Source organism: Collinsella sp. AF37-9 (assembly GCF_003475115.1).
Taxonomy (GTDB): Bacteria; Actinomycetota; Coriobacteriia; order Coriobacteriales; family Coriobacteriaceae; genus Collinsella.
Genome location: NZ_QROQ01000017.1, coordinates 1 through 24,708, shown reverse-complemented (window position 1 = coordinate 24,708; position 24,708 = coordinate 1). Strand labels below are relative to the sequence as shown.

General features: G+C 63.1%; 23 protein-coding genes. 4 read left to right on the top strand and 19 right to left on the bottom strand.

Annotated features, from left to right (window positions below):
• Positions 1 to 227 precede the first annotated feature (227 nt).
• From DW024_RS06315 to eno, 3 genes are all read right to left on the bottom strand, one after another.
• Positions 228 to 1,229: a hypothetical protein gene (locus DW024_RS06315; protein WP_118377255.1), complete on the bottom strand. Its 1,002-nt coding sequence runs from the start codon at positions 1,227 to 1,229 to the stop codon at positions 228 to 230.
• Between the two features lie 20 nt (positions 1,230 to 1,249).
• Positions 1,250 to 2,011, bottom strand: a complete 762-nt coding sequence (locus tag DW024_RS10275) for a septum formation initiator family protein (RefSeq protein ID WP_233509137.1) — start codon at positions 2,009 to 2,011, stop codon at positions 1,250 to 1,252.
• A 195-nt stretch (positions 2,012 to 2,206) separates the two neighbouring features.
• Positions 2,207 to 3,496, bottom strand: coding sequence for a phosphopyruvate hydratase (gene eno / locus DW024_RS06305; protein WP_118377254.1), 1,290 nt, complete (start codon positions 3,494 to 3,496; stop codon positions 2,207 to 2,209).
• Positions 3,497 to 3,821: 325 nt separating this feature from the next.
• On the opposite strand from eno, the gene DW024_RS06300 reads away from it, so the two are divergent.
• The gene (locus tag DW024_RS06300; RefSeq protein WP_233541348.1) at positions 3,822 to 5,237 is read left to right on the top strand and encodes an ATP-binding protein; all 1,416 of its coding nucleotides are present in this window, start codon (positions 3,822 to 3,824) and stop codon (positions 5,235 to 5,237) included.
• A gap of 50 nt (positions 5,238 to 5,287) precedes the next feature.
• Here DW024_RS06300 and mazG read toward each other — a convergent pair whose 3' ends face one another.
• From mazG to larC, 3 genes are all read right to left on the bottom strand, one after another.
• Complete coding sequence (gene mazG / locus DW024_RS06295) at positions 5,288 to 6,148, bottom strand: nucleoside triphosphate pyrophosphohydrolase (RefSeq protein WP_118377253.1); 861 nt, start codon at positions 6,146 to 6,148, stop codon at positions 5,288 to 5,290.
• Positions 6,149 to 6,150: 2 nt separating this feature from the next.
• Positions 6,151 to 6,699, bottom strand: coding sequence for a phosphodiesterase (gene yfcE / locus DW024_RS06290; RefSeq protein WP_118377252.1), 549 nt, complete (start codon positions 6,697 to 6,699; stop codon positions 6,151 to 6,153).
• Positions 6,700 to 6,772: 73 nt separating this feature from the next.
• Positions 6,773 to 7,258 (bottom strand): nickel insertion protein, encoded by a 486-nt coding sequence (gene larC, locus DW024_RS06285; protein ID WP_118377251.1) that lies wholly within the window; start codon positions 7,256 to 7,258, stop codon positions 6,773 to 6,775.
• Positions 7,259 to 7,640: 382 nt separating this feature from the next.
• Here larC and DW024_RS06280 point away from each other — a divergent pair, with 382 nt between their 5' ends.
• From DW024_RS06280 to DW024_RS06270, 3 genes are all read left to right on the top strand, one after another.
• On the top strand, positions 7,641 to 11,207 hold the full coding sequence (locus DW024_RS06280) for an ATP-binding cassette domain-containing protein (RefSeq protein WP_118377250.1): 3,567 nt from the start codon (positions 7,641 to 7,643) through the stop codon (positions 11,205 to 11,207).
• Positions 11,207 to 11,626, top strand: coding sequence for a nitrous oxide-stimulated promoter family protein (locus DW024_RS06275; protein ID WP_118377249.1), 420 nt, complete (start codon positions 11,207 to 11,209; stop codon positions 11,624 to 11,626). The genes DW024_RS06280 and DW024_RS06275 overlap by 1 nt, the downstream gene beginning before the upstream one ends.
• 119 nt (positions 11,627 to 11,745) lie before the next feature.
• Entirely contained in the window at positions 11,746 to 12,657 is a 912-nt protein-coding gene (locus DW024_RS06270) for a PHP domain-containing protein (protein ID WP_118377248.1), read from the top strand.
• A gap of 27 nt (positions 12,658 to 12,684) precedes the next feature.
• On the opposite strand, the gene hisE is transcribed toward DW024_RS06270, so the two are convergent.
• The 13 genes from hisE to DW024_RS06205 form a co-directional block, all read right to left on the bottom strand.
• Entirely contained in the window at positions 12,685 to 13,002 is a 318-nt protein-coding gene (hisE, locus tag DW024_RS06265; RefSeq protein ID WP_118377247.1) for a phosphoribosyl-ATP diphosphatase, read from the bottom strand.
• 15 nt (positions 13,003 to 13,017) lie between these two features.
• Positions 13,018 to 13,245: a hypothetical protein gene (locus DW024_RS06260; RefSeq protein WP_118377246.1), complete on the bottom strand. Its 228-nt coding sequence runs from the start codon at positions 13,243 to 13,245 to the stop codon at positions 13,018 to 13,020.
• Positions 13,242 to 13,583 (bottom strand): phosphoribosyl-AMP cyclohydrolase, encoded by a 342-nt coding sequence (hisI, locus tag DW024_RS06255; protein ID WP_118377245.1) that lies wholly within the window; start codon positions 13,581 to 13,583, stop codon positions 13,242 to 13,244. The genes DW024_RS06260 and hisI overlap by 4 nt, the downstream gene beginning before the upstream one ends.
• Positions 13,584 to 13,732: 149 nt before the next feature.
• A complete protein-coding gene (gene hisF / locus DW024_RS06250; RefSeq protein WP_118377244.1) occupies positions 13,733 to 14,515 on the bottom strand; it encodes an imidazole glycerol phosphate synthase subunit HisF in 783 nt (260 codons plus the stop codon).
• 3 nt (positions 14,516 to 14,518) lie between these two features.
• Positions 14,519 to 15,262 carry a HisA/HisF-related TIM barrel protein gene (locus DW024_RS06245; RefSeq protein WP_118377243.1) on the bottom strand — a complete coding sequence of 248 codons (744 nt, stop codon included), beginning with the start codon at positions 15,260 to 15,262 and terminating at the stop codon, positions 14,519 to 14,521.
• Positions 15,259 to 15,960: an imidazole glycerol phosphate synthase subunit HisH gene (locus tag DW024_RS06240; protein WP_118377242.1), complete on the bottom strand. Its 702-nt coding sequence runs from the start codon at positions 15,958 to 15,960 to the stop codon at positions 15,259 to 15,261. The genes DW024_RS06245 and DW024_RS06240 overlap by 4 nt, the downstream gene beginning before the upstream one ends.
• A 79-nt stretch (positions 15,961 to 16,039) precedes the next feature.
• Positions 16,040 to 16,627, bottom strand: a complete 588-nt coding sequence (gene hisB, locus DW024_RS06235; RefSeq protein WP_117779030.1) for an imidazoleglycerol-phosphate dehydratase HisB — start codon at positions 16,625 to 16,627, stop codon at positions 16,040 to 16,042.
• The gene (hisC, locus tag DW024_RS06230; RefSeq protein ID WP_199576941.1) at positions 16,628 to 17,743 is read right to left on the bottom strand and encodes a histidinol-phosphate transaminase; all 1,116 of its coding nucleotides are present in this window, start codon (positions 17,741 to 17,743) and stop codon (positions 16,628 to 16,630) included.
• Position 17,744: 1 nt separating this feature from the next.
• Positions 17,745 to 19,181 (bottom strand): histidinol dehydrogenase, encoded by a 1,437-nt coding sequence (gene hisD / locus DW024_RS06225; protein WP_118377240.1) that lies wholly within the window; start codon positions 19,179 to 19,181, stop codon positions 17,745 to 17,747.
• A 105-nt stretch (positions 19,182 to 19,286) separates the two neighbouring features.
• Positions 19,287 to 21,002 (bottom strand): ATP phosphoribosyltransferase, encoded by a 1,716-nt coding sequence (gene hisG / locus DW024_RS06220; protein ID WP_118377239.1) that lies wholly within the window; start codon positions 21,000 to 21,002, stop codon positions 19,287 to 19,289.
• Positions 21,003 to 21,172: 170 nt separating this feature from the next.
• Positions 21,173 to 22,009 carry a sugar phosphate isomerase/epimerase gene (locus DW024_RS06215; protein WP_118377238.1) on the bottom strand — a complete coding sequence of 279 codons (837 nt, stop codon included), beginning with the start codon at positions 22,007 to 22,009 and terminating at the stop codon, positions 21,173 to 21,175.
• Between the two features lie 73 nt (positions 22,010 to 22,082).
• Positions 22,083 to 23,144, bottom strand: a complete 1,062-nt coding sequence (locus DW024_RS06210; RefSeq protein ID WP_118377237.1) for an SIS domain-containing protein — start codon at positions 23,142 to 23,144, stop codon at positions 22,083 to 22,085.
• Between the two features lie 170 nt (positions 23,145 to 23,314).
• Positions 23,315 to 24,529, bottom strand: a complete 1,215-nt coding sequence (locus DW024_RS06205) for an MFS transporter (RefSeq protein ID WP_171025282.1) — start codon at positions 24,527 to 24,529, stop codon at positions 23,315 to 23,317.
• Between the last annotated feature and the right edge of the window lie 179 nt (positions 24,530 to 24,708).

The window sequence follows — 24,708 nt, the reverse complement described above, 5'->3', positions numbered from 1 at the left end:
GCGAGGGGGCGAGCGTCAAGCGGACGCGCAGCGTCCGTAGCGAGCCGGCGAGGGCGCCGACAGGCGGCCGAAGCCGGTGCGCATTTGCGCAGCAAATGCGCGGACGTCCCACCGCCCCTACCATGTAGTGCTTACGAGCCCGTGTCCCCCAGGGATGCGGGCTCGTTTCTTTTAGGTGCCGTCAGCTGCAGAGCAGCTCATTTGGGACAGAGCTTTTTTGACTACTTTTAAAGGGTGCTCAGGCTCGGGGTCCAGGCGATGGTGGGGGTCGCGCCGTCGAGAACCTCGTTGATGGTGGCGGCCATGCCGGCGAGGAGGCTGTTCTCACTTACGGTGAGCGTCTTGTAGCCGCCGGCTCGCATGAGCTCGCGAATCACCACGGCGCCGGCCAGAATCACGCCCGCGCGTTTGGGCTGTACACCCGGTAGCGCGGCGATACCCTCCACATCCAGCGCGGACATACGCTCGATGGCAGCCAAAACCTGCTCCATCGAAAGCTCGCGCAGGTGCACAAAGCTCGAATCATACGGCTCCAGCTCGTGAACGAGTGCCACGAGCGTGGTGACGGTGCCGCCCACCGCAACGAGGCGTTCGGCGCGCTCAAAGTCGCTGGGCAGGCCTTCAAAATAGGCGGCAAACTGCTCGCCTGCCCACGCGGCAGCGGCAGCAAGCTCGCCATCCGCGGGCGGCAACGCGGAGAAAAAGCGCTCCGTCACGCGGCGACAACCGATGTCCAGCGAGCGCGTTCCCTCCAGCGCAAAGACGCCGCGCTCCGGCGCGTACACGCCAGTCGCGAGCTCCGTGGATCCGCCGCCCGAATCGGCAACAATGATGCGCTCGCCGGCAAAGTCGTGCGCCACGCCGAAAAACGTCAGGCGCGCCTCGACCTCGCCCGGAATCACCTGTGGCTCAAGCCCCAGATCGCGCAGGCCGTCCAACAGCAGCGCGGCATTGGACGCATCGCGCGCGGCACTCGTACACGTGGTGCAGACGCACACGGCCCCAAAGGCACGGGCCTCGTCCACAAACATGTGACACGCAGCGAGCACACGCTCGACAGCCGCCTTGCAAAAGCGCCCCGTCGTGTCCACGCCCTCGCCCAGGTCGGTAATCTCGGTATGCTTGGACGATTCCACAATCGCTCCGCCCTCGACCTGGGCCAACACCAGTCGCGACGACACCGTTCCCAGGTCGATCGCGGCTACCTTATAGCGTTTGCAATTTGTCATTGCGGGCTCCCCTCCGGGCGCTATTTGCCGTTGGACACGACCGTCTGACCCTCGACGCCGTTAAACCCAAACAGCATGTCGAGCGCCTGGATGTACCACGGCGCGTCCTTGCCGACTTCTTCGATTTCCTTGGCCACTTCGCTGGCCTTCTTGGCGTTTGAGGACTTTTTGCTCGACGACGAGTCCGAATCGTCGTCCAAACCTAGCACGTCAATCTTCTTCTCGCCGGGCATCACCAGGCCCAGGTCCTCGGACGCCGCGTCCTTGATACCCTCCTCCGAGAGCAGCTTGTCGACGCTTTTTTGCAGCTCATCATTGTATTGCTGGCGAATCTCGACCTGCTTGGCCAAGATATCGCTCGAACGCTTTGCCACGTACAGATCGCGCACGGGGAAATACAGGCTCACGAGCACCAGCGCCACCACGATACCGATAAACAGCGGACGCAGAGGGCCATGCGTAAAGTCATAGATCGCCTTGACAACCGCGTTGTCGTTGGCGTAATGCATAAAGTCCGAGCCCGAAAGACGGTTCGAGGGCCTACTCGATTTGTCGTGTGCTTGAGTCGAGGGACGCGACGCATGCGACGAACGTGCCGGGCGCACCGGTCCATCTGCCAAGGTATTTGATTGAGCATTGGGGCGCGAGGTACTTGCCGGGCGCTGCGTGGAGCGGTCGGCGCCGGCATAAGCGGACCCACCGAGCTGCACCGTGCGCGCACGGCGAGGCGACGGCTCGCGCGAACCGGCGGAATAGTACCTGTTGTCGTAAATCTGATCCATGTGCGCCTTGTGCGGTTGAGGTTTGTTTGCGCTAAGTCCTTTAGTTATAGCACGAGCATGCGCACCGCCTTCGCCAGCCTTTGCTCGACATAAAAAAGGCGCTGAGCCGTGTGGCCCAGCGCCCATGGCGCTTTGCAGCATCCAGTCAAGGCGGGACGGAACCGAGTCAGCCTCCCCCTCGCCAAATTCGCCCGTTTAGCGAATGTTGTAGAACGCGGTCTTACCGGCGTAGCGCGCGCTGCCCTCGAGCTCGTCCTCGATGCGGATGAGCTGATTGTACTTGGCGATACGGTCGCTGCGGCACGGGGCGCCCGACTTGATCTGGCCGGCATTGACGCCCACGACCAGGTCGGCGATCGTGGAATCCTCGGTCTCGCCGGAGCGGTGGCTCACGATGCAAGCATAGCCGGCCTCCTTGGCGGTCTCGATGGCCTCGAGCGACTCGGTGAGTGTGCCGATCTGGTTGACCTTGACCAGGATCGCGTTGGCGGCACCCAGCTCGATGCCCTTCTTAAGGCGCTCGGTGTTGGTGACGAACAGGTCGTCGCCCACCAGCTGCACCTTGTTGCCAATGCGACGGGTGAGCTCAACCCAGCCGTCCCAGTCCTCCTCGGCCATGCCGTCCTCGATGGAGATGATGGGATAGGTGTCGACGAGCTTCTCCCAGTAGTCAACCATCTGGGCACTCGTGTACTCCACGCCCTCGCCCTTGAGCTCGTACATGCCGGTCTCGGCGTTGTAGAACTCGGTCGAGGCCGGGTCCATGGCGTACATGAAGTCGACGCCGGGCTTAAAGCCAGCCTTCTCGACGGCCTTGGTAATGTACTCGAACGGCTCGGCATTGGTCTTAAGGTTGGGCGCAAAGCCACCCTCGTCGCCCACGCCGCCGCCCAGGCCGGCCTCGTGCAGCACACCCTTGAGGGTGTGGTAGACCTCGGCGCACCAACGCAGGCCCTCGGCAAAGCTCGGGGCGCCCACCGGCATGATCATGAACTCCTGGAAGTCGACGTTATTGTCGGCATGCACGCCGCCGTTGAGAATGTTCATCATAGGTGTGGGCAGCAGGTGGGCGTTGACGCCACCCAGATACTGGTACAGCGAAAGACCCGCCGACTCGGCAGCGGCGCGGGCAACTGCCAGCGACACACCCAGAATGGCGTTGGCACCGAGCTTGGTCTTGTTGGGGGTACCGTCCGCGGCAATCAGCGCGGCATCGACGGCGCGCTGGTCGAAGGCGTCGAGGCCCACGACTGCGTTAGCGCACTCGTTATTGACGTGCTCGACGGCCTGCGAGACGCCCTTGCCCAGGTAGCGACCCTTGTCGCCGTCGCGCAGCTCGCATGCCTCAAAGGCGCCGGTCGAAGCGCCCGAAGGCACCATCGCGCGGCCGAAGCTGCCGTCCTCGAGCACGACCTCGACCTCGACGGTGGGATTGCCGCGGCTGTCGAGTACCTCGCGACCGTAAACGTCCAAAATATCGCTCATGTTGTCTCCCTCTCACTTGGAAACGTAGTGGATGCAAGCGACTGGCCGACTGTGCACCATCGGTGTGCCTCCGTAAGTTAGCCATGTCGCACTTTTTGCATTATGCCCTAAGTTAGCCAAGGGATACATATGAATTGGAGAAATCATTCTTTGGGGCGCTTGTTTTTGCACCGAGCATTCATCTCTAGAGGTCGCCCCCCATTAAATTCTCCAATCCGCATACCGTCTTTACCCGACTTGCGAATGTAAGAGCCAATAATGTGCTTTCACATCATGCAAAGTTCTAGATATCGTGCAAATCTAAGGGTCTGAAGTTCTGGATATCGTGCATAATCAGGTTATAAAAGTTCTGGATATCGTGCACGAGGCAGCCATGCTTAAACGAAAAGCCTATGACAAACTACTAAAATGGAAGCATGAAAGCGCTGGTAAAACAGCACTTCTTATTGAAGGAGCCCGTCGCGTCGGCAAGAGCACGCTTGCCCGCATGTTTGGAGAAACCGAATACAAGTCCTGCCTTGTCATTGATTTCTTTCAAGCACCTGCCGAAGTTAAGCAATATTTTGAGGACTACCGCACTGACTTCGACTCGCTCTTCCTCTATCTCTCGGTTTTCTATAACGTCAAACTCTATGAACACGAGACGCTTATCGTCTTTGACGAGGTCCAGATGTACCCGCAAGCACGCGGACTCATCAAGTATCTCGTTGCAGACGGACGTTACGACTACATCGAAACTGGATCCCTGCTCAGCATCAAGCAGAACATTAAAGATATCGTCATCCCATCCGAGGAAGAGTCTCTGGAACTTGAGCCCCTCGACTTTGAGGAGTTTCTTTGGGGCATGGACGAAAAGGGGCTGGCCGATCTCATTCGCATGAGTTTTAACAAGATGAAGCCGCTCCCCGATGCCCTACATCGCAGAGCGCTCTCCCTTATGCGCGAATACATGCTCGTAGGCGGCATGCCTGAGCCGGTATCCATCTATGTTGAACAGCGCGCTTTTGCGCCCGTCGACGCTTCGAAGCGCCGAATCGTCCAGCTCTATCGCAACGATATCTCTCGTTTTGCAACCGGTTACGAATTCAAAGTCGTCTCCGTACTCGATGGCATCCCGGGTCAGCTCTCTAGGCACGAAAAACGATTCAAGCTTTCCTCACTTGATAAAAACGCACGCATGCGCACCTACGAAGAAGCCTTCTTTTGGCTGGCAGACGCGCGAATTGCCAATATCTGCTATGCCGCAAGCGAACCGAGCGTGGGCCTTTCACTCAGCATGGAGCAAACGGCCCTCAAGTGCTACATGGCAGACACCGGCCTGCTTGTAACGCTTGCCTTCTCTGACAACAACGATACCGATGAAGACGTTTACAGGGCCGTGCTTCGCGGCGACATCGGATTGAACGAAGGAATGCTTACCGAAAACTACGTTGCCCAATCTCTAAAGGCCAATGGACACAGGCTCTTCTTTTATTCCCAAAGCGGAAAGAAGGAGGGGGAGGAGCGCATGGAAATCGACTTCCTCGTTACCCGACCCTATGTCAACGCCGCTGGAAAGCCGCGCATCAGCCCCATCGAAGTTAAGTCGCCGCGCAAATACGGGACCATCTCCCTCGATCGGTTCCGCGCACGCTTTAACAAAAAAATCGGGACGGCATATGTGCTACATCCTAAACAACTCGAGTGGGATGCCGAAGCACAGCTGGCACATCTTCCGCTGTATATGGCTTTTTGCTTGTAGAGACCTCTCTGTGAGGCGCTGACGCAAACGAATACTGCGTGAGGCGCAGGTCACTCGTTTGCCTTGGCGGCGTCCCACAGGTCGTTGAGGCCGTGGGTCGAAAGCTCGGCCAGATCCACGTGGGCGTCGGCCGCCATCTGCTCCATCGCGGCCCAGCGGCGGCGGAACTTTGCCGTGCTGGCACGCAGGGCGCTCTCGGCGTCGATTCCCTCCTTGCGCGCAACGTTGACCAGGGCAAAGAGCAGGTCGCCAAACTCCATCTCGTGCTCGGGCGAGCCGGGAGCCTCGGCCTCAAACTCGGCACGCTCCTCAGCGACCTCGTCCCACACGTCCTGGACCGTCTCCCACTCAAAGCCCACGGCAGCCGCCTTGCGCGACACCTTCTGAGCCTGCATCAGCGCCGGCAGGTGCGTGGGCACGCCGTCGAGCAGACCCTCGGGCGCAGCCTCGCCTGCCGCCACGGCCTGGTCTTTGGCGGCCTTCTCGGCAAGCTTGACCTCGTCCCAAATCTTGAGCACCTCGTCGGAGCTCTCGGCATCCGCATCGCCAAACACGTGCGGGTGACGACGGATGAGCTTGGCGTCGATATCGCGCGCCACATCGGCAAGCGTAAACTCACCGGCATCCGCCGCAATCTGCGCATGCAGCACCACCTGCATGAGCACATCGCCCAGCTCCTCGCGCAGATGCGCCACGTCGTCCGCCTCAATGCAATCGAGCGCCTCGTAGGCTTCCTCGATCATGTTCTTGCCAATGCTCTGATGCGTCTGCTCGCGGTCCCACGGGCAGCCATCGGGCTGACGCAGGCGCCAGATGGTCTGCACCAGATGCTGCAGCTCGGCCGACGCGTCGACCAGCGTGGACAGGTCGCGCGAACCCTCGGCATTTTGCTGAGCCATATGCTCGGCCATGGTTACTCCTCCTCCAGGATCACGTGACGGAACGCGCCGCCCTCGTAGATGCCGTAGCTGTGCGTGCCGTCCTTGGGAATGCTCACGCTGCCGGGGTTGAAGAGCCACAGGCCCGGGTGCGCCTCGCTTGCCTCGTTAACTTTGATGTGCGTGTGGCCGTAGACGAGCGCGGAGCCCTCGGGCAGCGCGGGCGCGTGGTCAACGCTGTTGTGCATGCCGGCGCCAATGACGTGGCCGTGCGTCGGGAACAGCTCGCGGCCGGTCTCGTCGAACAGCGTGGCGTAGTCGGCCATGACGGGGAAGTCGAGGACCATCTGGTCGACCTCGGCGTCGCAGTTGCCGCGCACCGCGATGATGCGATCGGCCAGGGCGTTGAGCAGCGGAATCACACGCTTGGGGGCATAGTCGCGCGGCAGGTCGTTGCGCGGGCCGTGGTAGAGCAGGTCGCCCAGCAGAACGATGCGGTCGGGCTGCTCGGATTCGATGGCGGTGCAGAGGCGTTCGGCCCAGTATGCCGAGCCATGGATATCGGAAGCGATGAGGTATTTCATGGGGAGTCCTTTCGAAACGGAGTTGATAGGGGCCGAATACGGGGTCCGGCGGATGTAGAGCCCATCTACCGTGTTACTCAAATCGCAGCGCCGCGGCTTGTGCCGCCTGCATCACGCGCTGGAGCGGCACGTTGTGCACGCGGGCGAGACGGGCACAGTCCTCGTACTCGGGCGCCGCACGCTCACTGCCGTCGGGCAGGGTGGCCACCTTGACGGTTACCTCGCCCCAAGGCGTCGCCACCTGTTCAAAGCGACGTAGCAAGCAAACACGCTCCATGACCTGGCGACGAATGCCGTTGGTCGTGGTTTCCAAAAAGATAATCGTCTGCAGGCGGTCGATATCCTCGTGTGAGCAAATCACCTGCAGCTGCCAGCCGGGGCGACCTTTTTTGCAGTAGAGGGGCAGCCAGTGTACCTCGCGGGCGCCAGCCTCGCGCAGGCGTTCGGCGGCGTAGGCGAGCACCTCGGGCGATGCGTCGTCAATATCGCACTCCAGCTTGACGATGGTTTCGGGCGCATCGGTCTCGCGGGACAGCGGAGATGTACTTCCACGTTGCATACGGTCCGGATCCTTTCCGCACGGGCTCGTTTTATTCACCCAAACGCTAGCACATCGAACGTGGCACAGGCGTGACTTTCGTCCGTCGTCGCCCTTGCCCCTATCCAAACATGTACGTCAGCCTCCAAACATGTCATTTTTTGTCGGTTTTGGAAGCTGACGTACACGTTTTGGAGCGGGCCGCACACGATCAAAATTGCGCCCGCATTCCGTCCACCACAAAGTTCGCCGCACTCAACAATTTTGAACTTTCTACGCAGTTCATCGGCTAAAAATTACCCTCGGCATACTTACCCGCTGCACGATGTTACTCTAGTTGCATTTGGCTAACTAAGCGGCTGCCGAGGACCCAGCCCGGCACCGTTGCGGCATAGGAGGTTTCATGTTCGAGAAGCGGCTCTTCTCCCTGGTTCCGCAGGCAACGCCCTACATTATGGCAAGCGTCCTGTTTAAGTGGATCGCGCTCATGGCAAACATCACGGTGATGTGGATGCTTGCGCGCATCTTGGGCGGCATCGTCACGAACGGTCTTTCCGCCGCGCTCGCCGTCGATGCCCTCGCACAGGCGGCCTTGCCGCTCGCCGCCGCCATCATCGTGCGCGCCGCCTCCATCTACCTGGCCCAACGCGCCGGCGACAAGGCCGCGTTCGAGGCCGTCCGCCGCGTGCGCTCGCTCGTCTACGACAAGCTCACCGCACTCGGCCCCTCCTACACCGAAACCGTCCCCACCGCCGAGGCCGTCCAGACCAGCGTCGAGGGCGCCACGCAACTCCAGGTGTACTTTGGCGGTTACCTGCCGCAGCTCTTCTTTGCCGGCTTGGCACCCATCACGCTGTTTGTACTGCTCGTGGGCCAGGCGGGTCTTCCCGCCGCGCTGCTGCTCGCCTGCGTTCCGGTCATCCCCGTCTCCATCATGATGGTCATGCGCAACGCCAAAAAGATCGGTGCCGAGTACTGGGGCAGCTATGTCGATCTGGGCGGCATGTTCCTGGAGGCCGTGCAGGGTCTCACCACCCTTAAGGTCTACCAGGCCGATCGCAGCTGGCACGAGCGCATCAACGCCGAGTCCGAGCGTTTCCGCACAGCGACCATGCGCCTGCTGGTGATGCAGCTGCGCTCCATTTGCGTTATGGACCTGGTCGTCTATATGGGCGCCGCGCTCGGCATTATCGTAGCCACGCTGCAGCTCGCCACGGGCAAGATTGGCTTTGAGGCTGCCTTCCTCATCGTCTTTCTGTCGCAGGAGTTCTTTTTGCCTATGCGCCGCCTGGGATCGCTGTTCCACACGGCCATGAACGGCATGGCCGCCTCGCGCCGCATGTTTGGCATTTTGGATACGCCCGAGCCCGAGCGCGGCGATGTTGAGCTTGACGGTCGCGGCGATATCGAGCTCGCGGGCGTGAGCTATGCATACGGCGACCGCACGGTGCTGGACAGCGCCAGCGCGACCATTGCGCACGGCTCGCTCGTGGCACTCGTGGGCGAAAGCGGCGGCGGCAAGTCCACGCTCGCGGGGATTATCTCGGGCCGCAAGGGTGCCTACCGCGGCAGCGTGCGCATCGGCGGCGTTGAACTGCGCGATGCCACGGCCACCTCACTCATGCGCGCCGTCACGCTGGTGCCCACCAACGGCTACCTGTTTGCCGGCACCCTGCGCGACAACCTGCTGCTCGCCCAGCCCAACGCCACCGACGCCGAGCTTTTGCGCGCGCTCGGCCGCACGCGCGTGGCGGCCTTTGTGCAGGCCAACGGCGGGCTCGACATGGTGATTAACGAGGGCGGCACCAACCTTTCGGGCGGCCAGCGCCAGCGCGTGTGCATGGCCCGCGCCCTGCTGCACGACTCGCCCATCTATGTGTTTGACGAGGCGACGAGCAACGTCGATGCCGCAAGCGAGGCCGCGATCGGCGAGGTCATCGCGTCGCTTGCCGGCGAGCACACCGTAATTGTGGTGGCGCATCGCCTGTCGACGATCGTGGACGCCGACCAGATTCTGGTGCTGGAGCGCGGTCGCATTGCCGAGCGCGGCACCCATGATGAGCTCCTGTCGGGCGCGGGCGCCTATGCGCGCATGTGGAACAGCCAGGAGCAGCTCTCGGCATATGCGTATGCGGAGGGTGATGCCGAGGATGCCGGCACGGTTGAGGCTGTTGACGGCAGCACCGCCCGTACCGATGGCCTCAACGGTGCCGGCTCGTCTTCCGCTACCGCGGCGCCTGACTCCGGCCGCGCCCGTCGCTCGGCGCCGTCCATCATATGGCGCATGATAGGGCTCGTCCGACCGCTTGCCGGCTGGCTTGTGCTAGCCGTCGCGCTGGGCAGCATTGGTATGCTCACCGCCGCGTTCGTGCCGGCCTTTGGCGCCCTTGGCCTTATGGCCGCGCTGGGCCGCAACGCCTTGGGGCTTGGTCTGATCGCAGCATGCGCGGCCTGTGCCGCCTGCGGCATCGCACGCGGGCCGCTCCACTACGGCGAGCAGCTCTGCAACCATTACATCGCGTTTCGCCTGCTCGCGCACATTCGCGACCTGGTGTTTGGCGCCCTGCGCCAGCTCGCCCCCGCCAAGCTCGAGGGCCGCGGCAAGGGCGAGCTCGTGAGCCTGGTCACCTCGGATATCGAGCTGCTCGAGGTCTTCTACGCGCACACCATCTCGCCCATTGCCATCGCTCTGGTCTGCACCGTTGTGTTTGAGGGCTTTTTGCTGGCTGTGAGCCCCGAGCTCGCGGGCATCGCGCTCGTGGCCTACGCGGTCCTGGGCGTGCTGCCGCCCCTGACCTCGGCCAAGGCGTGCGGCACCACCGGCCGCCAGAGCCGCGAGGGCGCCGGTAAGCTGGGTGCCTTTGTGCTCGACGGTCTACGCGGCGCGTCCGAGACTATCCAGTTTGCCGGTGGCGCCGATCGCAGCCGTGCCCTGGGCAAGCTGACCGAGCAAGTCGGCGCCGTGGACGCGCGCCTCAAGCGCCGCCAGGCGGCCAGCGAGGCCGTTTCCGATGCGCTTATTCTTGCGGCCAATCTGGTGATGCTCGGACGCGCGCTGCAGCTGGTGGCTGCGGGAACGATTGATTTTGCCGCAGCGTTTGTCGCCGTCTTTACCTTTGTGTCGTCGTTTGGCTCGGTGATGGCCGTGAGCCGCCTGGGCGCCTCACTGCAGGAGACGCTCGCCTCGGGCGCACGCGTGCTCGATTTGCTCGACGAGCAGCCCCAGTGCGCCGAGGTCGCCGACGGACAGGACGTTGAGTTTGCCGGCGCCGCAGCCGAGCATGTGAGCTTTAGCTATGCGGACGGCGTGGACGCGGGCGGTGCGGGCGCCACAGAGCAGGCCGCGAATGACCCCGCTTCGAGTCTCATCCTCGACGACGTGACCTGCACCTTTGCGCCCGGCACCATGACCTGCGTCATGGGGCGCTCGGGCTCGGGCAAGTCGACGCTGCTTAAGCTGCTCATGCGTTTTTGGGACCCCGCAGCTGGCACCATCACGGTGAGCGGCGTCGATGCCCGCCACATCAACACGGCGAGCCTGCGCAGCCACGAGGCCTATATGACCCAGGACACACATCTGTTCTGCGGCACCGTACGCGAGAATCTGCTGGTTGCGCACGCCAGCGCCACCGATGCCGAGCTGCTCGACGCTTGCCGCTCCGCTTCGCTTACCGCCCTCATCGACCGCCTGCCGCAGGGTCTCGACACGCCCGTTGCCGAGCTGGGCGACTCGCTTTCGGGCGGCGAGCGCCAGCGCATCGGCCTTGCGCGCATCTTCCTCAACGACGCGCCTTTCATCTTGCTCGACGAGCCCACCAGCGCGCTCGATGCCCTCAACGAGGCGTCCGTGATGCAGGCGATCGACGAGCTCAAGCGCCGCGGCAAGACCATCGTGCTCGTAAGCCACCGAGCCAGCACCTGCGCGTTTGCCGATTTCTCGCTTTCGGTCGAGCACGGGAGGCTGAGCTAATGGCGCGCACTGCCGACACACCGGAGCTGGCGCGCAAACGTGCACGCGAGGCCCAGATGGTGTCGCAGATGATTGCGCTGTGGTGCCGCGGGCATCATGGCGGCGGGCATGCGGTCGAACAGGCTGGCGACGATGAGCCCGCGCGCGTGAAGCTCGGCCTTCGGACCATTACGCTCTGCCCCGAATGCGCCGAGCTGCAGAAATACGCCATCGCGCGCATTGAGCACTGCCCGCACATGGGCACCAAGACATTTTGCTCGGCCTGTCCTTCGCATTGTTACCGGCCTGCCATGCGCGAGAAGATCCGCGAGGTCATGCGCTGGTCGGGACCGCGTATGATCCGCTATCGCCCCATCACCGCCGTGAGGCACGCGATGGTAACAGTGCAGGCCAAACGCGTGGCGGCACGAAGCAAGTAGTCGCCGGCGCCGGCACGCGCCGCCTGCCCTTTCCAGTCGGTTTCGACTTGCAGCGTTCCCGCCGCGCCGAGGCTGCGCCATTACAATGAAGCGGATTCGCTTGACGCAAAGGAGCCGCCATGTCCGCTTGCCCGCTGGTCGATTGTCACACCCACACCTCGTTTTCGGACGGCCATGCCTCGTTTGATGACAACGTCCGTGCCGCTGCTGCGGCAGGCTGCCGCGTCATGGTCTCGACCGACCACCTCGCCCTGCCTGCCAGTATGGATGCTAACTGCGAGGTGCAGGTCGTCGAGGGCGACTTGCCGGCACATCGTCTGGCCTTTGAGGACGCCCGCAGGCTTGCCGCGCAAATCGCGCCGGAGCTCGAGCTTATCTATGGCTTTGAATGCGATTGGTACGAGGGCTGCGAACCCTTGGTTGAGCGCTGGTCCCGGGGCGCCGTGGTGCGCTTGGGCAGCGTGCATTGGATTGGCGACCCGGGCGATATCATGGCCGGCGCCGCGGGCACGGCGGGAACGGAGAGCGTCACTCGTCCCGATACGCCCGATTCGCTTTGTGGCTGGATCGACGACGATACCAACCTGCATGTTTGGGAAAACTTAGGCGTACGCGGCGTATGGGAACACTACGTCGACGACTGGTGCCGTGCTTGCGAAAGCTCGCTTAACTTTGACGTGATGGCCCACCCCGACCTGGTCATGCGTTTTTCGAAGGAGGGCTTTGCGCCCGATTTTGACCCGGCGCCGTTTTGGGGGCAGATGGCCGAGTGCGCGCACGATACGGGTCGCCGTGTCGAAGTCTCGACCGCCGCGCCGCGTAAGGGCCTCGACGACTATTACCCCTCGACGGGGCTGTTGCACTGCTTCGCCCACGCCGAGGTGCCAATCACTTTTGGCTCGGACGCGCATCGCGCCTGCGACATCTGCTGGAACATTCGCGAGGCTCAGGCCCACGCCTACGACTGCGGTTATCGAACCTTCGACATCCCCCACGCCACCAGCGAATGGGAGTCCACGCCCCTCGCCTAACTAGTCGTTTAAGAACGTCCCCAATGACTAGTGGCGGCGGGCGTTGAGTTCGCCGGCCAGCTCGTCGAGGGTGATGCCATAACGCTCAAGGGTTACGAGCAGGTGGTAGACCAGGTCGCCGGCCTCGTAGCGGATGTGGTCGTGGTCGTTGTCCTTGCAGGCCATGATGACCTCGCTCGCCTCCTCGGCAAGCTTCTTGAGCAGTTCGTCCTCGACGTCGGTCAGCAGACGGGCGGTATAGCTCTCCTTCGGCGACGCGTCGCGACGACCGTGAATCACCTCGGCCAGACCCGTCAGCGTCTCGCCGATATTTCCCGGCTGCACGTTAGCTGTTCTGACTCCCATGGTTATTTCCTCTCGTTACTGCAGCGTAAAGTAGGTACCGGTCTCATCGAACCGAGGCGTTGCGCCCTTTTTCTCAAAGAACTCGACGATGACGGCATGGGCCTCATCGAGCCTTTCCTTCTCGGCCTCGAGCCAAAGCGACTGCGCCCCGCAGGCATCAGTCAGGTGCACGCGGCATGGCACGCCCGCGCGGAGGAGCTCGGTGTTGCAGTCGGCGACCTCGAACGGCGTCACGACTTTCATCGCACTCCCCCTTCCACGCGCTTAAAGAAGCAGGTACGGTTGCCGGTATGGCAGGCCGGGCCCGGCGAGTCCACCTTGACCAGCAGCGTATCGCTATCGCAGTCGGCCCAGAGCTCCTTGACCTCTTGCATGTTGCCACTCGTCGCGCCCTTGTTCCAGAGCTCCTGACGGCTGCGACTCCAAAACCACGTGGTCCCGGTCTTGAGCGTCAGCCCCACCGACTCCTCGTTCATCCAAGCAACCATAAGCACCTCGCCGGTGTCATGCTGCTGAACCACACAAGGAATCAATCCTTTGGCGTCGTATTTAAGATCAGCAGCTTCTACTACCTCAGTCATCATTTCTCCCAAGTAATAACAGTAAGCCCCGCAGGTCGGCGAGGGTTGCCCAGGTGCCCGAGATTCCGAGCGACAAGCCCGACGACGCGTACTTTGGTACGCGAGGAGGGTTGGAGCCGGAAGGTCGGGTGCCTGGGCAAGCCGCAGCGCTAGAAATCCAATCTCATGGGAATACCTTGAGATGCCATGTATTCCTTCACCTGACGAATGCTGAAAGTTCCAAAGTGAAAGACGCTGGCCGCCAGTACGGCGTCGGCTTCGCCCTCGATCACGCCCTCGGCAAAATGCTCGAGCGTGCCAACGCCACCGCTCGCGATGACGGGAATCGGCACCGCACGCGCCACGGCGCGGGTGAGCGCCAGGTCAAAGCCGGCCTTGGTGCCGTCGCGGTCCATGCTGGTCAGCAAGATCTCGCCGGCGCCGCGGCGAGCCACCTCCTCGGCCCACGCCACCGCGTCGATACCCGTGGCATTGCGGCCTCCCGCGGTAAAGACCTCCCACTTGTCGGCATCCGGCTGCCCAGGCAGGCCGACGCGCTTGGCATCGATCGCCACGACCACGGCCTGGCTGCCAAACGCCGCGGCAGCTTGGCTGATCAGCGACGGGTCGCGCACGGCGGCAGAGTTGAGCGATACCTTGTCGGCACCGGCCGCCACCATCGTTCGCATGCCCGCAAGGTCGCGAAAGCCACCGCCCACGGTGTAGGGAATGGCGAGCTCCTCGGCCGCATGCGCCGCCATCTCGATGGTCGTCGCACGGTTGTCGCTCGTGGCAGTGATGTCCAGGAACACGACCTCGTCCGCACCCTCGCGATCGTAGGCACGGGCAAGCTCCACCGGATCGCCCGCATCGCGCAGGCTCACAAAGTTGACGCCCTTGACCACGCGGCCGTCCTTAACGTCCAGGCAGGGAATGACGCGTTTGGTAAGCATGGGCTACTCCTCCCCTCGCGCGGCGGCCAACGCCTGTACCAGCGTAAAGTTGCCCTCGTAGAGCGCGCGACCGGTGATGGCGCCCTCAATAGCGCCCTCGCCCACCGCGGCGAGCGCACGGATATCGTCGAGCGTCGAGATGCCGCCCGACGCCACAACGGGAAAGCCCGCGACCTCGGCCACGTGGCGATATGCTGCCACGTCGATGCCCGTCTGCATACCGTCGCGCGCGATATCGGTATACACCAGATGTTTAAAGCCCAGCTCCGTGAGCTGCGCCACGGCATCGTCGAGTGCCACACCCGCACCGTCGCGCCAACCGTTCACCTTGACCTGGCCGTCACGGGCGGCAATATCTGCCACCAGCAGCTCGCCAAAGCCTTGGGCCGCCACCTCGGCAAAACCCGGCTCAGTCACCAGCACGGTGCCCAGTGCGATGCGACGCGCGCCGTAGCCGGCCAGCTCGTCGATGCGCGCGAGCGAGCGAACGCCGCCGCCCACGTCCACGGACAGGCCGTCGACGCTGCAGATGGCCTTAATCGCCGCCGAGTTGGCAGCGCACGCGTCCTCGTCCTCGCCAAAGGCAGCGGACAGGTCGACGACATGCACCCAGCTCGCGCCCTGCTCGGCAAAGGAGCGGGCAACGGCCACGGGGTCGTCAGAATACACCTTACAGCGGCTCCGGTCGCCGCGCTCCAGGCGCACGACCTTGCCGCCGATCAAATCGATTGCAGGAAACAGGATCATCGGCCGGCCCCCTCGACGATGCTCACGAAGTTCTTAAGGATGCGCTGACCAAGCGCGGAGGATTTCTCGGGATGGAACTGGCAGCCCCACACGTTGCCGTGGCGCACGATGCACGGGAAGCTCCGTGTATAGTGCGTGCGCGCCAACACATCGGCGGCATCGACGTCGTCGGCCACCGCGTAGCTGTGAGTGAAATACATGTTGGCGCCCTCGGCAAAACCGGCAAGCAACGGATCGGCCGCACCGGCGGGCGTCATGCGCACCTGGTCCCAGCCCACGTGCGGGACCTTCAGACGGCTCGACTCCAGGTGCGTGCACGAGCCACGCATGATGCCCAGGCCATCGACCCAGGGACCACCGGCCTGCTCGGAGGCATCGTCGTCCGCGTCCGCGTCCTCGTTCGCAGGCACGCCCTCGTTGCCGCGCTCAAAACATAATTGAAGGCCCAGGCAGATGCCGAGCAGCGGAGTTCCAGCGGCAACGGCGTCGAGTACCGCGTCCGCCTCGCCGCTCTGACGCATAAAGGCGATCGCGTCATAGAACGCACCCACGCCCGGGATGACCAGGCCGTCGGCGTTGCGGATCTGCTCCGGATCGTCCGACGTGCAGGCGGCAGCACCGGCGCGCGCAAGCCCGCGCACGACGCTCGACAAGTTGCCCTTGTGGTAGTCGACCACCACGATCTTCGGTTCGCCCACGCGACCCCTCCACTTCTCATCATCCAAAACCACCACAAAGAGGACAGGCACCTTCGTGGTGGTTTTACCCTTGTGACGGTTACAGCGAGCCCTTGGTGCTGGGGATGCCCTGCACGCGGGGATCGAGCTCGCAGGCGTGGCGCATCGTGCGGCCCACGGCCTTAAAGGCGGCCTCGATAATGTGATGCGAGTTACCGCCCGCCAGCTCGCGCACGTGCAGCGTGAGCTTGGCATCGCGCGCGAAGGCGTAGAAGAACTCGACGGCCAGCTCGGTATCGAAGCTGCCCACGCGCTCGGTGGGCACGGGCAGCTCGCAGTAGGCCTGCCCGCGGCCCGAAATATCAACAGCAGCCATCACAAGCGTCTCGTCCATGGCGATCGCCGCGTCGGCAAAGCGCGTAATGCCCGCCTTGTCGCCCAGCGCCTGACAAAACGCCTCGCCCAGCACAATACCCGTGTCCTCGACGGTGTGGTGCGCATCGACCTCCACGTCGCCCACCGCGTGCACCGTCAGATCGAACAGACCATGGCGGCCAAAAGCGTTGAGCATGTGGTCGAAAAACGGCACGCCGGTCGAGATATCGCACACGCCGCTTCCGTCCAGGTCGAGCTTTACGACAATGTCGGTCTCGCCCGTCTTGCGGGTTACCTCGGCATAGCGGTCCATCTACATCTCCTCCTTCACCAGCGCGGCAAACGCGGCCAGCACCTCGTCGTTTTCCTGCGGGGTGCCCACGGTAATGCGCAGGCAGTCCGCGAGCCCCGGCGCGTAGCTAAAGTCGCGCACCAAAATCGAATACTCATCGCGCAGACGCTCGCGCACGCGCGTGGCGTGCGGTGTGCGCACGAGCACAAAGTTGGCCGCGCTCGGCCACGCCTCCACGGGCAGACCCTCGGCAGCCATCGCGCGCAGGGCGCACAGCTCGCGATCGCGCTCGGATGCAACCTGCGCCACCACGGGCGCGTAGGCATCACGGGCACGCACGCAGGCAAGTGCCGCCGCCTGGCTCAGCACGTTGACCGAGTAGATCTGGCGAATCGCCGCGAACACCTCGATAACCTCGGGCGCCGCGATCACGTAACCCAGACGCGTACCGGCGGCGCCAAACGCCTTGGACAGCGTGTGCAGAATCACCAGGTTGGGATGCTCGGCGATAAGTCCCTGCGCCGTGGTGGCCGCGCCAAACGACTCATCGGCAAACTCAACGTAGGCCTCGTCGACCATGACCATGCCGGGACACGCATCGCACAGGGCCGCGACAAAGTCAAGCGGAGCAACATCACCCGTGGGATTGTTGGGCGAGGTCACGATCGCCAGGTTGCACTCGGGTGCCGCCGCAAGCACAGCAGCCTGGTCGAGCTCAAAGGTCGCCGGATCGCGCCACACGTCGCGCACCTCGGTCTGACAGAGCGACGCAAAGAACGCGTACTCGCTAAAGCACGGCGGGCAGTTGAGCAGGGTCCGTCCCGCGCCGCCAAACGCCAGTAGGTAGTTATAGAGCAACTCGTCGCCGCCGTTGCCCACGCAGACATTCTCGCGCGCCACACCATGCCAAGCAGCTAGCTCGTCGCGCAGGTCGTTCGACATGGGATCGGGATAGCGGTTGAGGGGTGTGGCAGCCAGGGCCGTATCGACCGCCTCGCGCACGCCGGCCGGCACGGGATAGGTGTTCTCGTTGGCCGAAAGGTTGATGCGCGTAGGCGTAAAGTTGGGATCGTAGGGCTCAATACCGGCCAGGTAAGGCTGGACAAGCTCCTTCATGCGGGGCGTCAGCTCGGCCATATTAGGCCTCCCCGCCGGCCGCACCGGCGCCATCCGCGCCTGCAGCCGCCAGGTCCACGCCCTCGGCAACCGTCGCCACGGCGTCGCCCGGCCAGGCAACCTTGGTCAGGTCGGCCGCAGCCAGCGACGCGGCACTCACGGCATCCTCGCCCTGCTCCAGCACACGGCGACGCAGGGCGGCGGAAAGCGCGTGCGCCCACAGGCCCTCGGCCTCGGCGAGGCGCTGCGTGGCAGGAGCATCGGAGAGCAGGCCCTCGGGCGTATAGCAAATGACGCTCGAGCGCTTGACGAATTCCTCGACCGAAAGCGGGTTGGAGAACAGAGCCGTGCCGCCGGTCGGCAGCGTGTGGTTGGGGCCAGCGACGTAATCGCCGAGCGGCTCGGAGCTCCAGGCGCCCACAAAGATGGCGCCGGCGTTGCGGATACCACCGAGCAGGCCCATCGCATCCTTGCAGTGCAGTTCCAGGTGCTCGGGCGCCACGGTGTTCACGGCCTCGACGGCGGCAGCCATGTCGGCGGCGACCACGATGGTGCCCTCGTTATCGAGCGAGGCGCGCGTGATCTCGGCGCGCGGGGACTGCGCCACCAGAATGTCGATACCCGCCTCGACCTCGCGCGCAAACTGCTCGTCGCAGGTCACCAGGTAGCAGGCAGCCAGCGGATCGTGCTCGGCCTGCGCCATAAGGTCGGCCGCGACCACCATGGGCTTGGCCGTGGCATCGGCCAGTACGCAGACCTCGGAGGGGCCGGCGACCATGTCGATACCCACGTCGCCCGAGACAATCTGCTTGGCCGCGGCGACAAAGGCGTTGCCCGGGCCGGTGATCTTGTCGACGCGCGGAATGGTCTCGGTGCCGTACGCCAGCGCGGCCACGGCCTGGGCGCCGCCCACCATATAGATCTCGTCCACGCCGCCAAGCTTGGCTGCCGCGAGCGTATACGGGCTGATCAGGCCATCCTTTTGCGGCGGCGTCACCATGACCACGCGCTTGACGCCGGCCACCTTAGCGGGAATGGCGTTCATGAGCACGGTAGAGGGATACTGCGCACGACCGCCCGGCACGTAGATGCCGGCAGCGGCAAGCGGGGTCACCTTAACGCCGAGCATCGTGCCGTCCGGGCGCGTGGTAAACCAGCTCTGCTCGACCTCGCGCTGGTGGAACTCGCGAATCTGGCGCGCGGCCTTCTCAAGCGCGGCGACAAAGGCCGGGTCAAGGCCTTCGAGCGCGGCATCGATCTGCTCCTGCGGCAAGCGGAAGCTCTGCAGCTCAACGCCGTCAAAACGCTGACAGTAATCGCGCACCGCGGCATCCCCGTTGGCACGCACGTTGGCCACGATATCGCGGGCGGCGTCGATGATGTTTTGCGGCAGCACGCCCTTGCGGTTGAGCTGGTTGGTAACGAGGCGCTCACCGGGAGCAAGCTTGATGGTCTTCATATCGGTATCCCCTATCGGTCGAGGTTGTGTTCGAAAAACGAGAGGCCGGGCGGCGGCGCCAATCGGCCCGCAGCCCGTACGTTGGGGCGCCCGTGCGCGGTCGCGCTATTGTGCCGAGCCCGCGACGGGCTCAAAATGCTTGTCCTTAACGGCCGCGGCCAAGCGATCTGCCAGATTGCGTACGCGCGGATCCAGGCGCGCAGCACCCGGATTGACAAAGAAGCGGGCCGTGCAGTCCATGATGCGGCCGGTGATGACCAGGTCGTTGTCGCGCAGCGTGGCGCCCGTGGCGGTGATGTCCACGATGCGATCGGTCATGCCGACAATGGGGCCCAGCTCGATGTTACCGTGCAGTGAGACGATATCGGCGTTCACGCCGCGCTCGGCATACCAGGCACTCGCAATGCGCGGGTACTTGGTGGCCACGCGAAGCGAACCGCGGCGGGCATAGTTGCGCTCGGCCTGGCCGGCGCGCCACGCGGGCTCCGCCTCGATAAAGGTGCACAGACCATAGCCCAGGTCGACCAGCTGCAGCAGGTTGAGGTCTGCCTCAATGAGCGAGTCCCAACCGCAGATGCCGCAATCGGCACCACCGCAGCCCACAAAGGCAGGCGCATCGCTGGGACGCACGATGACAAACTCGATATCTCCGACCGCGCCCTTGCCGGCACGCGTGTCGCGGCCGCGCACGATCAGGTGACGGCCGGGGTCACGCAGCTCAGAGACGTCCAAGCCCGCAGTCTCGAGCACGTCGAGCGTGTCGGCCTTAAGCGAGCCCTTGGGCACAGCGATGCGCAGCGGGCCCTCGGCGCCACGGCCCGCGGCGTGATCGCCGTCGGAAGCGGCATCCTCGGCCGAGGTGCGCGCGGCCTCCAGGCGCTCGAGCGAAAAGGCGAAGCCCGCCGCCGGCACCTCGATACCGTCGCCAAATGCGCCGGTAAAGATGGAGTCATAGCGTCCGCCCGAACCGACCGGATCGGGCAGTCCGCCGGCATAAGCCTTAAAGACCAGGCCCGTGTAGTAATCGAAAGAGTTCATGATAGAGAAGTCGAACGACAGCACCTGGGCGTCCTCGGGAGCCAGGCCCTCAACCAGGGCACGCAGCTCGCGCGTCAGCGGCGCGACGATACCGGCGGCCTCCAGCAGCGCGTCCACGCGGTCGAGTACCTCGGCACCGCCGTGCAGACGCGGCAGCTCGCTAATGGCGGCCTTGACGGCATCGGACTCGGTGCTTGCCGCCACGCGGGCATCGAGGCCCACAAAGTCGTTGGCGTGCACGCAGCGCAGGGCCTCGGCGGCCAGCTCGCGATCCTCGCACGCCGCGAGCAGTTCCTTAAACGGACGCACGCTACCTGCGATAATGCGTGCATCGGGCAGCGCCAGCTTGCGCACCGCCTCGGCCACGAGCGAGACAATCTCGACATCGCCCGCGGTATCGCCCGCACCGATAAGCTCAAAGCCCAGCTGTGTAAACTGGCGCGAGCCGCCGGCATTGCGCTGGCACTCGCGAACCACCGGCGCCTCGTAGCGAAGGCGCAGGGGCAGGTCGGCCGCGCGCATGCGAGTCGAAACCAGGCGAACGATCGGCAGCGTGTTGTCGGGACGGACCACCAGCAGGCGACCGTCGTCATCAAAGAGCTTAAACGGCGTATCCGCAATGCGGCCGCCTTCCTCGAGCGAACCCTTGTCCTCGAGTAGCGGCGTCTCGACCGGCAGGTAATGATGCTCCCTAAAGCAGCCCTTCACCGTCAGCGCGATCTCCTCGCGCGCCTGAGCCTCCTCGGGCAATATGTCCCGGAATCCCCACGGTGTGGCCGTCATCTGGTGAGCCTCCTCATGCTGTGTTTCATATAGAACGAAAGACCGGCATAGCTCCGCCGGTCTTCTGGGTACTTTAGCATACTAGAGTGTTTGCGGGGAGAATCGTCCTCCTCGGCTCACACCGTATTCATTTGGAAACATAGGAGCGGATTGTCGCAACCCAACCCCACCTAGACGTCAATCGCACGACGATACTCTGCCATTACCTGCGCATCGGCAGCTGCGGGGTCGGCAAAATAGCGCCAGTCATAGGTCTCGGCCGAAACAACTCCGCGATAGCCGCGCGCCACCAGCCTATCCAGGTCGGCGCGCATATTGCGGTCGCCGTCACCCCAGGCAAGATGCGTCGTGCCATCTGCCGCAACATCGACAAAATGCACGTGGGCGACATCATCGCCAAGCAGATCGAAATAATCGTCGATGGTATCCCCCGCCACCGCCATAGCGCCCAAATCCAGACACGCCTTAAGTGCCGGATGATCAACTGCCTCGATCATGTGCTTCGTATCGGCCGCCGAGTTCACGATCATCGACTCAACCGGCTGTAGGGCCTCGAGCACCAGTCGCACGCCGCGCTCTCCCGCATGCTCGGCAATCGCACGCAGCATCGAGGCGCTGCGACCCCACGCGTCCTCGATCGGCTCGTTCAAAAATGCCCAGCCGCTCGAGACCATGACCTGCTCGGCTCCAAGTTCCGCCGCGATATCCACAACGTTCTTAAAGTACGCGAGCGTGCGGGCACGCGCCTCATTCCCACGCGCCGCGATATTCCACGGCTTGGGGTTGTTCTGCTCGGGACAAAGTCCCACAATCCGAACTCCATACCGCTGCGACAGCTCCCGCACCTGCTCGAGCGAATCGTATCCATGGCAATCGACATACAGATGCATCGCCCCGGTCCAAAGCTCGCAACACGTGTAGCCCGAGGCCGCTGCCGAGGAAAAGAATTCCTCAAGGTCAAAATAGCGATGGCTGATATTCATGACGGCAAGCTGTGGATAGCTCAAAATTACTCTCCAACCCAAACGAGGCCCCGTTCCATATAGGAGCGAGGCCCAATTACACAAACGTTATCTGCTCTTAGTAGTCGAACTGGTGATAGTAACGACGGTAGTTGAGGTTGTGCTTGGTGACCGTCTCGTAGTAAGCAGCAAGGCGATCGGTGATCAGCGAGGAGAGGATCCACGGAGACACGATGACGCGGAACTCGTCGTCAAGGCCGGGGATGGCGAACTCGGCGGTGTCGATGATGTTGATGTCGGTGTCGCCGGTCACGCCGCGGTTGAGGAACGCGCGGACGCGCTCGTCGAGCTTGCGGTTCTCGTCCTCGCCCATGAACAGGAACACGGGGACGCCGGGCTCCACGAGCTCGAGGGTGCCGTGGAAGAAGTCGGCCGAGGTGATGTAGCGGGTGCGCTTCCACTGCATCTCCTCGAGGATGCACATCGAGAACAGGATCGTCTCGCCCCACAGGGCGCCGGAGCCGATGAACATGGTGTAGGGGGCCAGGGCGTACTTCTTGGCGAGCTCCTCGGCGCGCGGCTCGAAGCTCTTGCGAATGTCGACCAGGTGGGTCCAAACATCCTTAGTCTGCTCGATGAACTTATCGAACTGCGGGAAGCAGCCGCGACGGTTGAGCAGGCGCAGGCCGAAGCAGTCGGCGAGGTAGTAGCCCATCTCGCAGCCACCGTTACCATGATCGGACGCCATCTTGACGCAATTCTCGGCGCCGACAGCCTGGCCGATGAGGCCCTCGGACTTGGTCATGGCGTAGACACGAATGCCCTTTTCCTTCATCTTCTTGACGGCCTCGAGGACCTCGGGGGTGGTGCCGGACTCGGAGGCGGTGAGCACGACGGACTTCTCGGTCATGCGCTTGTGGCCCATGACGTTCCACTCGGCGGCGTGGATCAGGTAGACCTCGAGGTCGCGGTCGCCGAACTTGTTCATGAGGTACTCGAGCTGCATGAGCTCGTCCCAGGTGCCGCCGACGCCCATCAGGAACACGGTGTCGTAGCCCTCGTCGGCGACCTTGTCGGCGAGCGCGGTCATCTTCTTGCCGGCCTCGTAGACGTTCTTGCCGTCCTCGACGTAGCCCTCCTGGCTAAAGTGCATGATCTCGATCTTCTCGGTTTCCTTCATGGCTTTTCCTTTCTGTCCTGCACGCGAATCTATATATCGCGTTTCTTTTCGATACCAATTATAGACATACACCCAACGTGTTTTTAATACCACTTTTCAATCTGTTCCAATCCTCGGTGAACGGTCGAAATTCTCTGGTGAGTGGTATTAAATTAGACTTTGATGTATAGCTAACGCCCCCGGCGTCTCCCTTGTGTGACAAAGAACAGCGTTCCTACCAGCGCAATAATGGTCGATGCTCCAAACAGTACCGTCTGGACGCCCAAAGCCTCCGCCAAAAACGGAGCCGCCAGCAGCGGCACCACGCCGGCGCTCATCAGGCCAAAGCGCACAAAGCCGGTAATGCGACCCAGGTATTTGATGTCGGCGCGCTCCTGAATCAAGATCATCTGCAGCGGCTCCAGGAACCCCCAGGCCAGACCGTTAATCGCCTGACCGACAATCGCGACCCCCAGCATATCGGTGCCCACGTACACCATGGACCCAATGCCCACGGCCATGAGCGCGCCGAGCAGCAATCGTAGGTTGACATGGCGAGCAGAAAGCTTGGTCAGGATGAACGCGCCCACCGAGGAAGTGAGGCCCACGACCGAGGACAGCCAGCCCAGCCAGACGATATCCACGTTGAGCACATCACGGTAGAACAACGACTCAAGCGAATCAAACGCGCCAAACGCAAAGAATCCCAAAAAGCCCGAGATAAAGATGAGGCGCAGGTCGTGGTCGCGAAACGTAAGTCGCGCACCCTCGGCCATGCCGCCCAGAATACCGCCCTTCGGCTTTTCCCCTTTTGCGGGAACAACGCACTCGTGACAGCCCAAGGAGAGCACGGCCGCCACGCCCATCATGCCCGCCATGAGCAGATAGACCGATTGCGTGGCAAAACAGCTCACGATGGCACCGCCGAGCAGCGGGCCAGCGGTATAGGCGATATTGCTGTAGAACACCATGAGACCGTTCACGCGGGTACGGCCCTCGGTGGTCGACTCCAGGTATCCCGGAAACGCATGCGTGCAGGTGTTGATAAAGCCGCCCGCAAGCCCCAAGACGCACGCGGCAAACACAAGCCCGGGGACAGACAGCGGCGCCAACCCCACGCCAAGCGATAGCACAGCCGTAATCACGCACGTCACAAATGACGTCCGGCGCGGTCCAAAGCGATCGATGACCGAACCCGACACCATATTGCCCGCCGACGTCATAAGATTGCGCACGAGCGTAATGGCGGCAACCAAAAAGGCCGTGCCGGCCAGATCATACGTGGCCGCACCGATAAGCCCCAAAAAGTAGACCGCGTTGTTGGCGCACCACTGCAGGGACTCAATAAGAATCAGCCTGACCTCCGCCGGCGTCAGGCGCATTGCTTCGCGATCCTTCGCGAACATACGAACTCCTTCTATACAAATAGGGGATGGAGGGCATAGGCCTGCTCCATCCCCTTTCCAGGTTGCAACGAAAATCTATGCAGCCGGGCCCTTACGCCAGCACGCCGAAGAACGCGCCGACGATGCCCACGACCATGGTGGCCACGATCAGCACCATGGGGTTGATCTTCTTGGACAGC

Coding starts and splice junctions, on each gene's coding strand:
- hisE (WP_118377247.1), bottom strand. CDS start 13,002: ATGGGAGTCAGAACAGCTAACGTGCAGCCGGGAAATATCGGCGAGACG.
- mazG (WP_118377253.1), bottom strand. CDS start 6,148: ATGGCCGAGCATATGGCTCAGCAAAATGCCGAGGGTTCGCGCGACCTG.
- hisB (WP_117779030.1), bottom strand. CDS start 16,627: ATGGACCGCTATGCCGAGGTAACCCGCAAGACGGGCGAGACCGACATT.
- DW024_RS10275 (WP_233509137.1), bottom strand. CDS start 2,011: ATGGATCAGATTTACGACAACAGGTACTATTCCGCCGGTTCGCGCGAG.
- yfcE (WP_118377252.1), bottom strand. CDS start 6,699: ATGAAATACCTCATCGCTTCCGATATCCATGGCTCGGCATACTGGGCC.
- eno (WP_118377254.1), bottom strand. CDS start 3,496: ATGAGCGATATTTTGGACGTTTACGGTCGCGAGGTACTCGACAGCCGC.
- DW024_RS06275 (WP_118377249.1), top strand. CDS start 11,207: ATGGCGCGCACTGCCGACACACCGGAGCTGGCGCGCAAACGTGCACGC.
- hisG (WP_118377239.1), bottom strand. CDS start 21,002: ATGACGGCCACACCGTGGGGATTCCGGGACATATTGCCCGAGGAGGCT.
- DW024_RS06280 (WP_118377250.1), top strand. CDS start 7,641: ATGTTCGAGAAGCGGCTCTTCTCCCTGGTTCCGCAGGCAACGCCCTAC.
- larC (WP_118377251.1), bottom strand. CDS start 7,258: ATGCAACGTGGAAGTACATCTCCGCTGTCCCGCGAGACCGATGCGCCC.
- DW024_RS06315 (WP_118377255.1), bottom strand. CDS start 1,229: ATGACAAATTGCAAACGCTATAAGGTAGCCGCGATCGACCTGGGAACG.
- hisI (WP_118377245.1), bottom strand. CDS start 13,583: ATGACTGAGGTAGTAGAAGCTGCTGATCTTAAATACGACGCCAAAGGA.
- DW024_RS06245 (WP_118377243.1), bottom strand. CDS start 15,262: ATGATCCTGTTTCCTGCAATCGATTTGATCGGCGGCAAGGTCGTGCGC.
- DW024_RS06270 (WP_118377248.1), top strand. CDS start 11,746: ATGTCCGCTTGCCCGCTGGTCGATTGTCACACCCACACCTCGTTTTCG.
- DW024_RS06205 (WP_171025282.1), bottom strand. CDS start 24,529: ATGTTCGCGAAGGATCGCGAAGCAATGCGCCTGACGCCGGCGGAGGTC.
- hisC (WP_199576941.1), bottom strand. CDS start 17,743: ATGGCCGAGCTGACGCCCCGCATGAAGGAGCTTGTCCAGCCTTACCTG.
- hisF (WP_118377244.1), bottom strand. CDS start 14,515: ATGCTTACCAAACGCGTCATTCCCTGCCTGGACGTTAAGGACGGCCGC.
- hisD (WP_118377240.1), bottom strand. CDS start 19,181: ATGAAGACCATCAAGCTTGCTCCCGGTGAGCGCCTCGTTACCAACCAG.
- DW024_RS06210 (WP_118377237.1), bottom strand. CDS start 23,144: ATGAAGGAAACCGAGAAGATCGAGATCATGCACTTTAGCCAGGAGGGC.
- DW024_RS06260 (WP_118377246.1), bottom strand. CDS start 13,245: ATGAAAGTCGTGACGCCGTTCGAGGTCGCCGACTGCAACACCGAGCTC.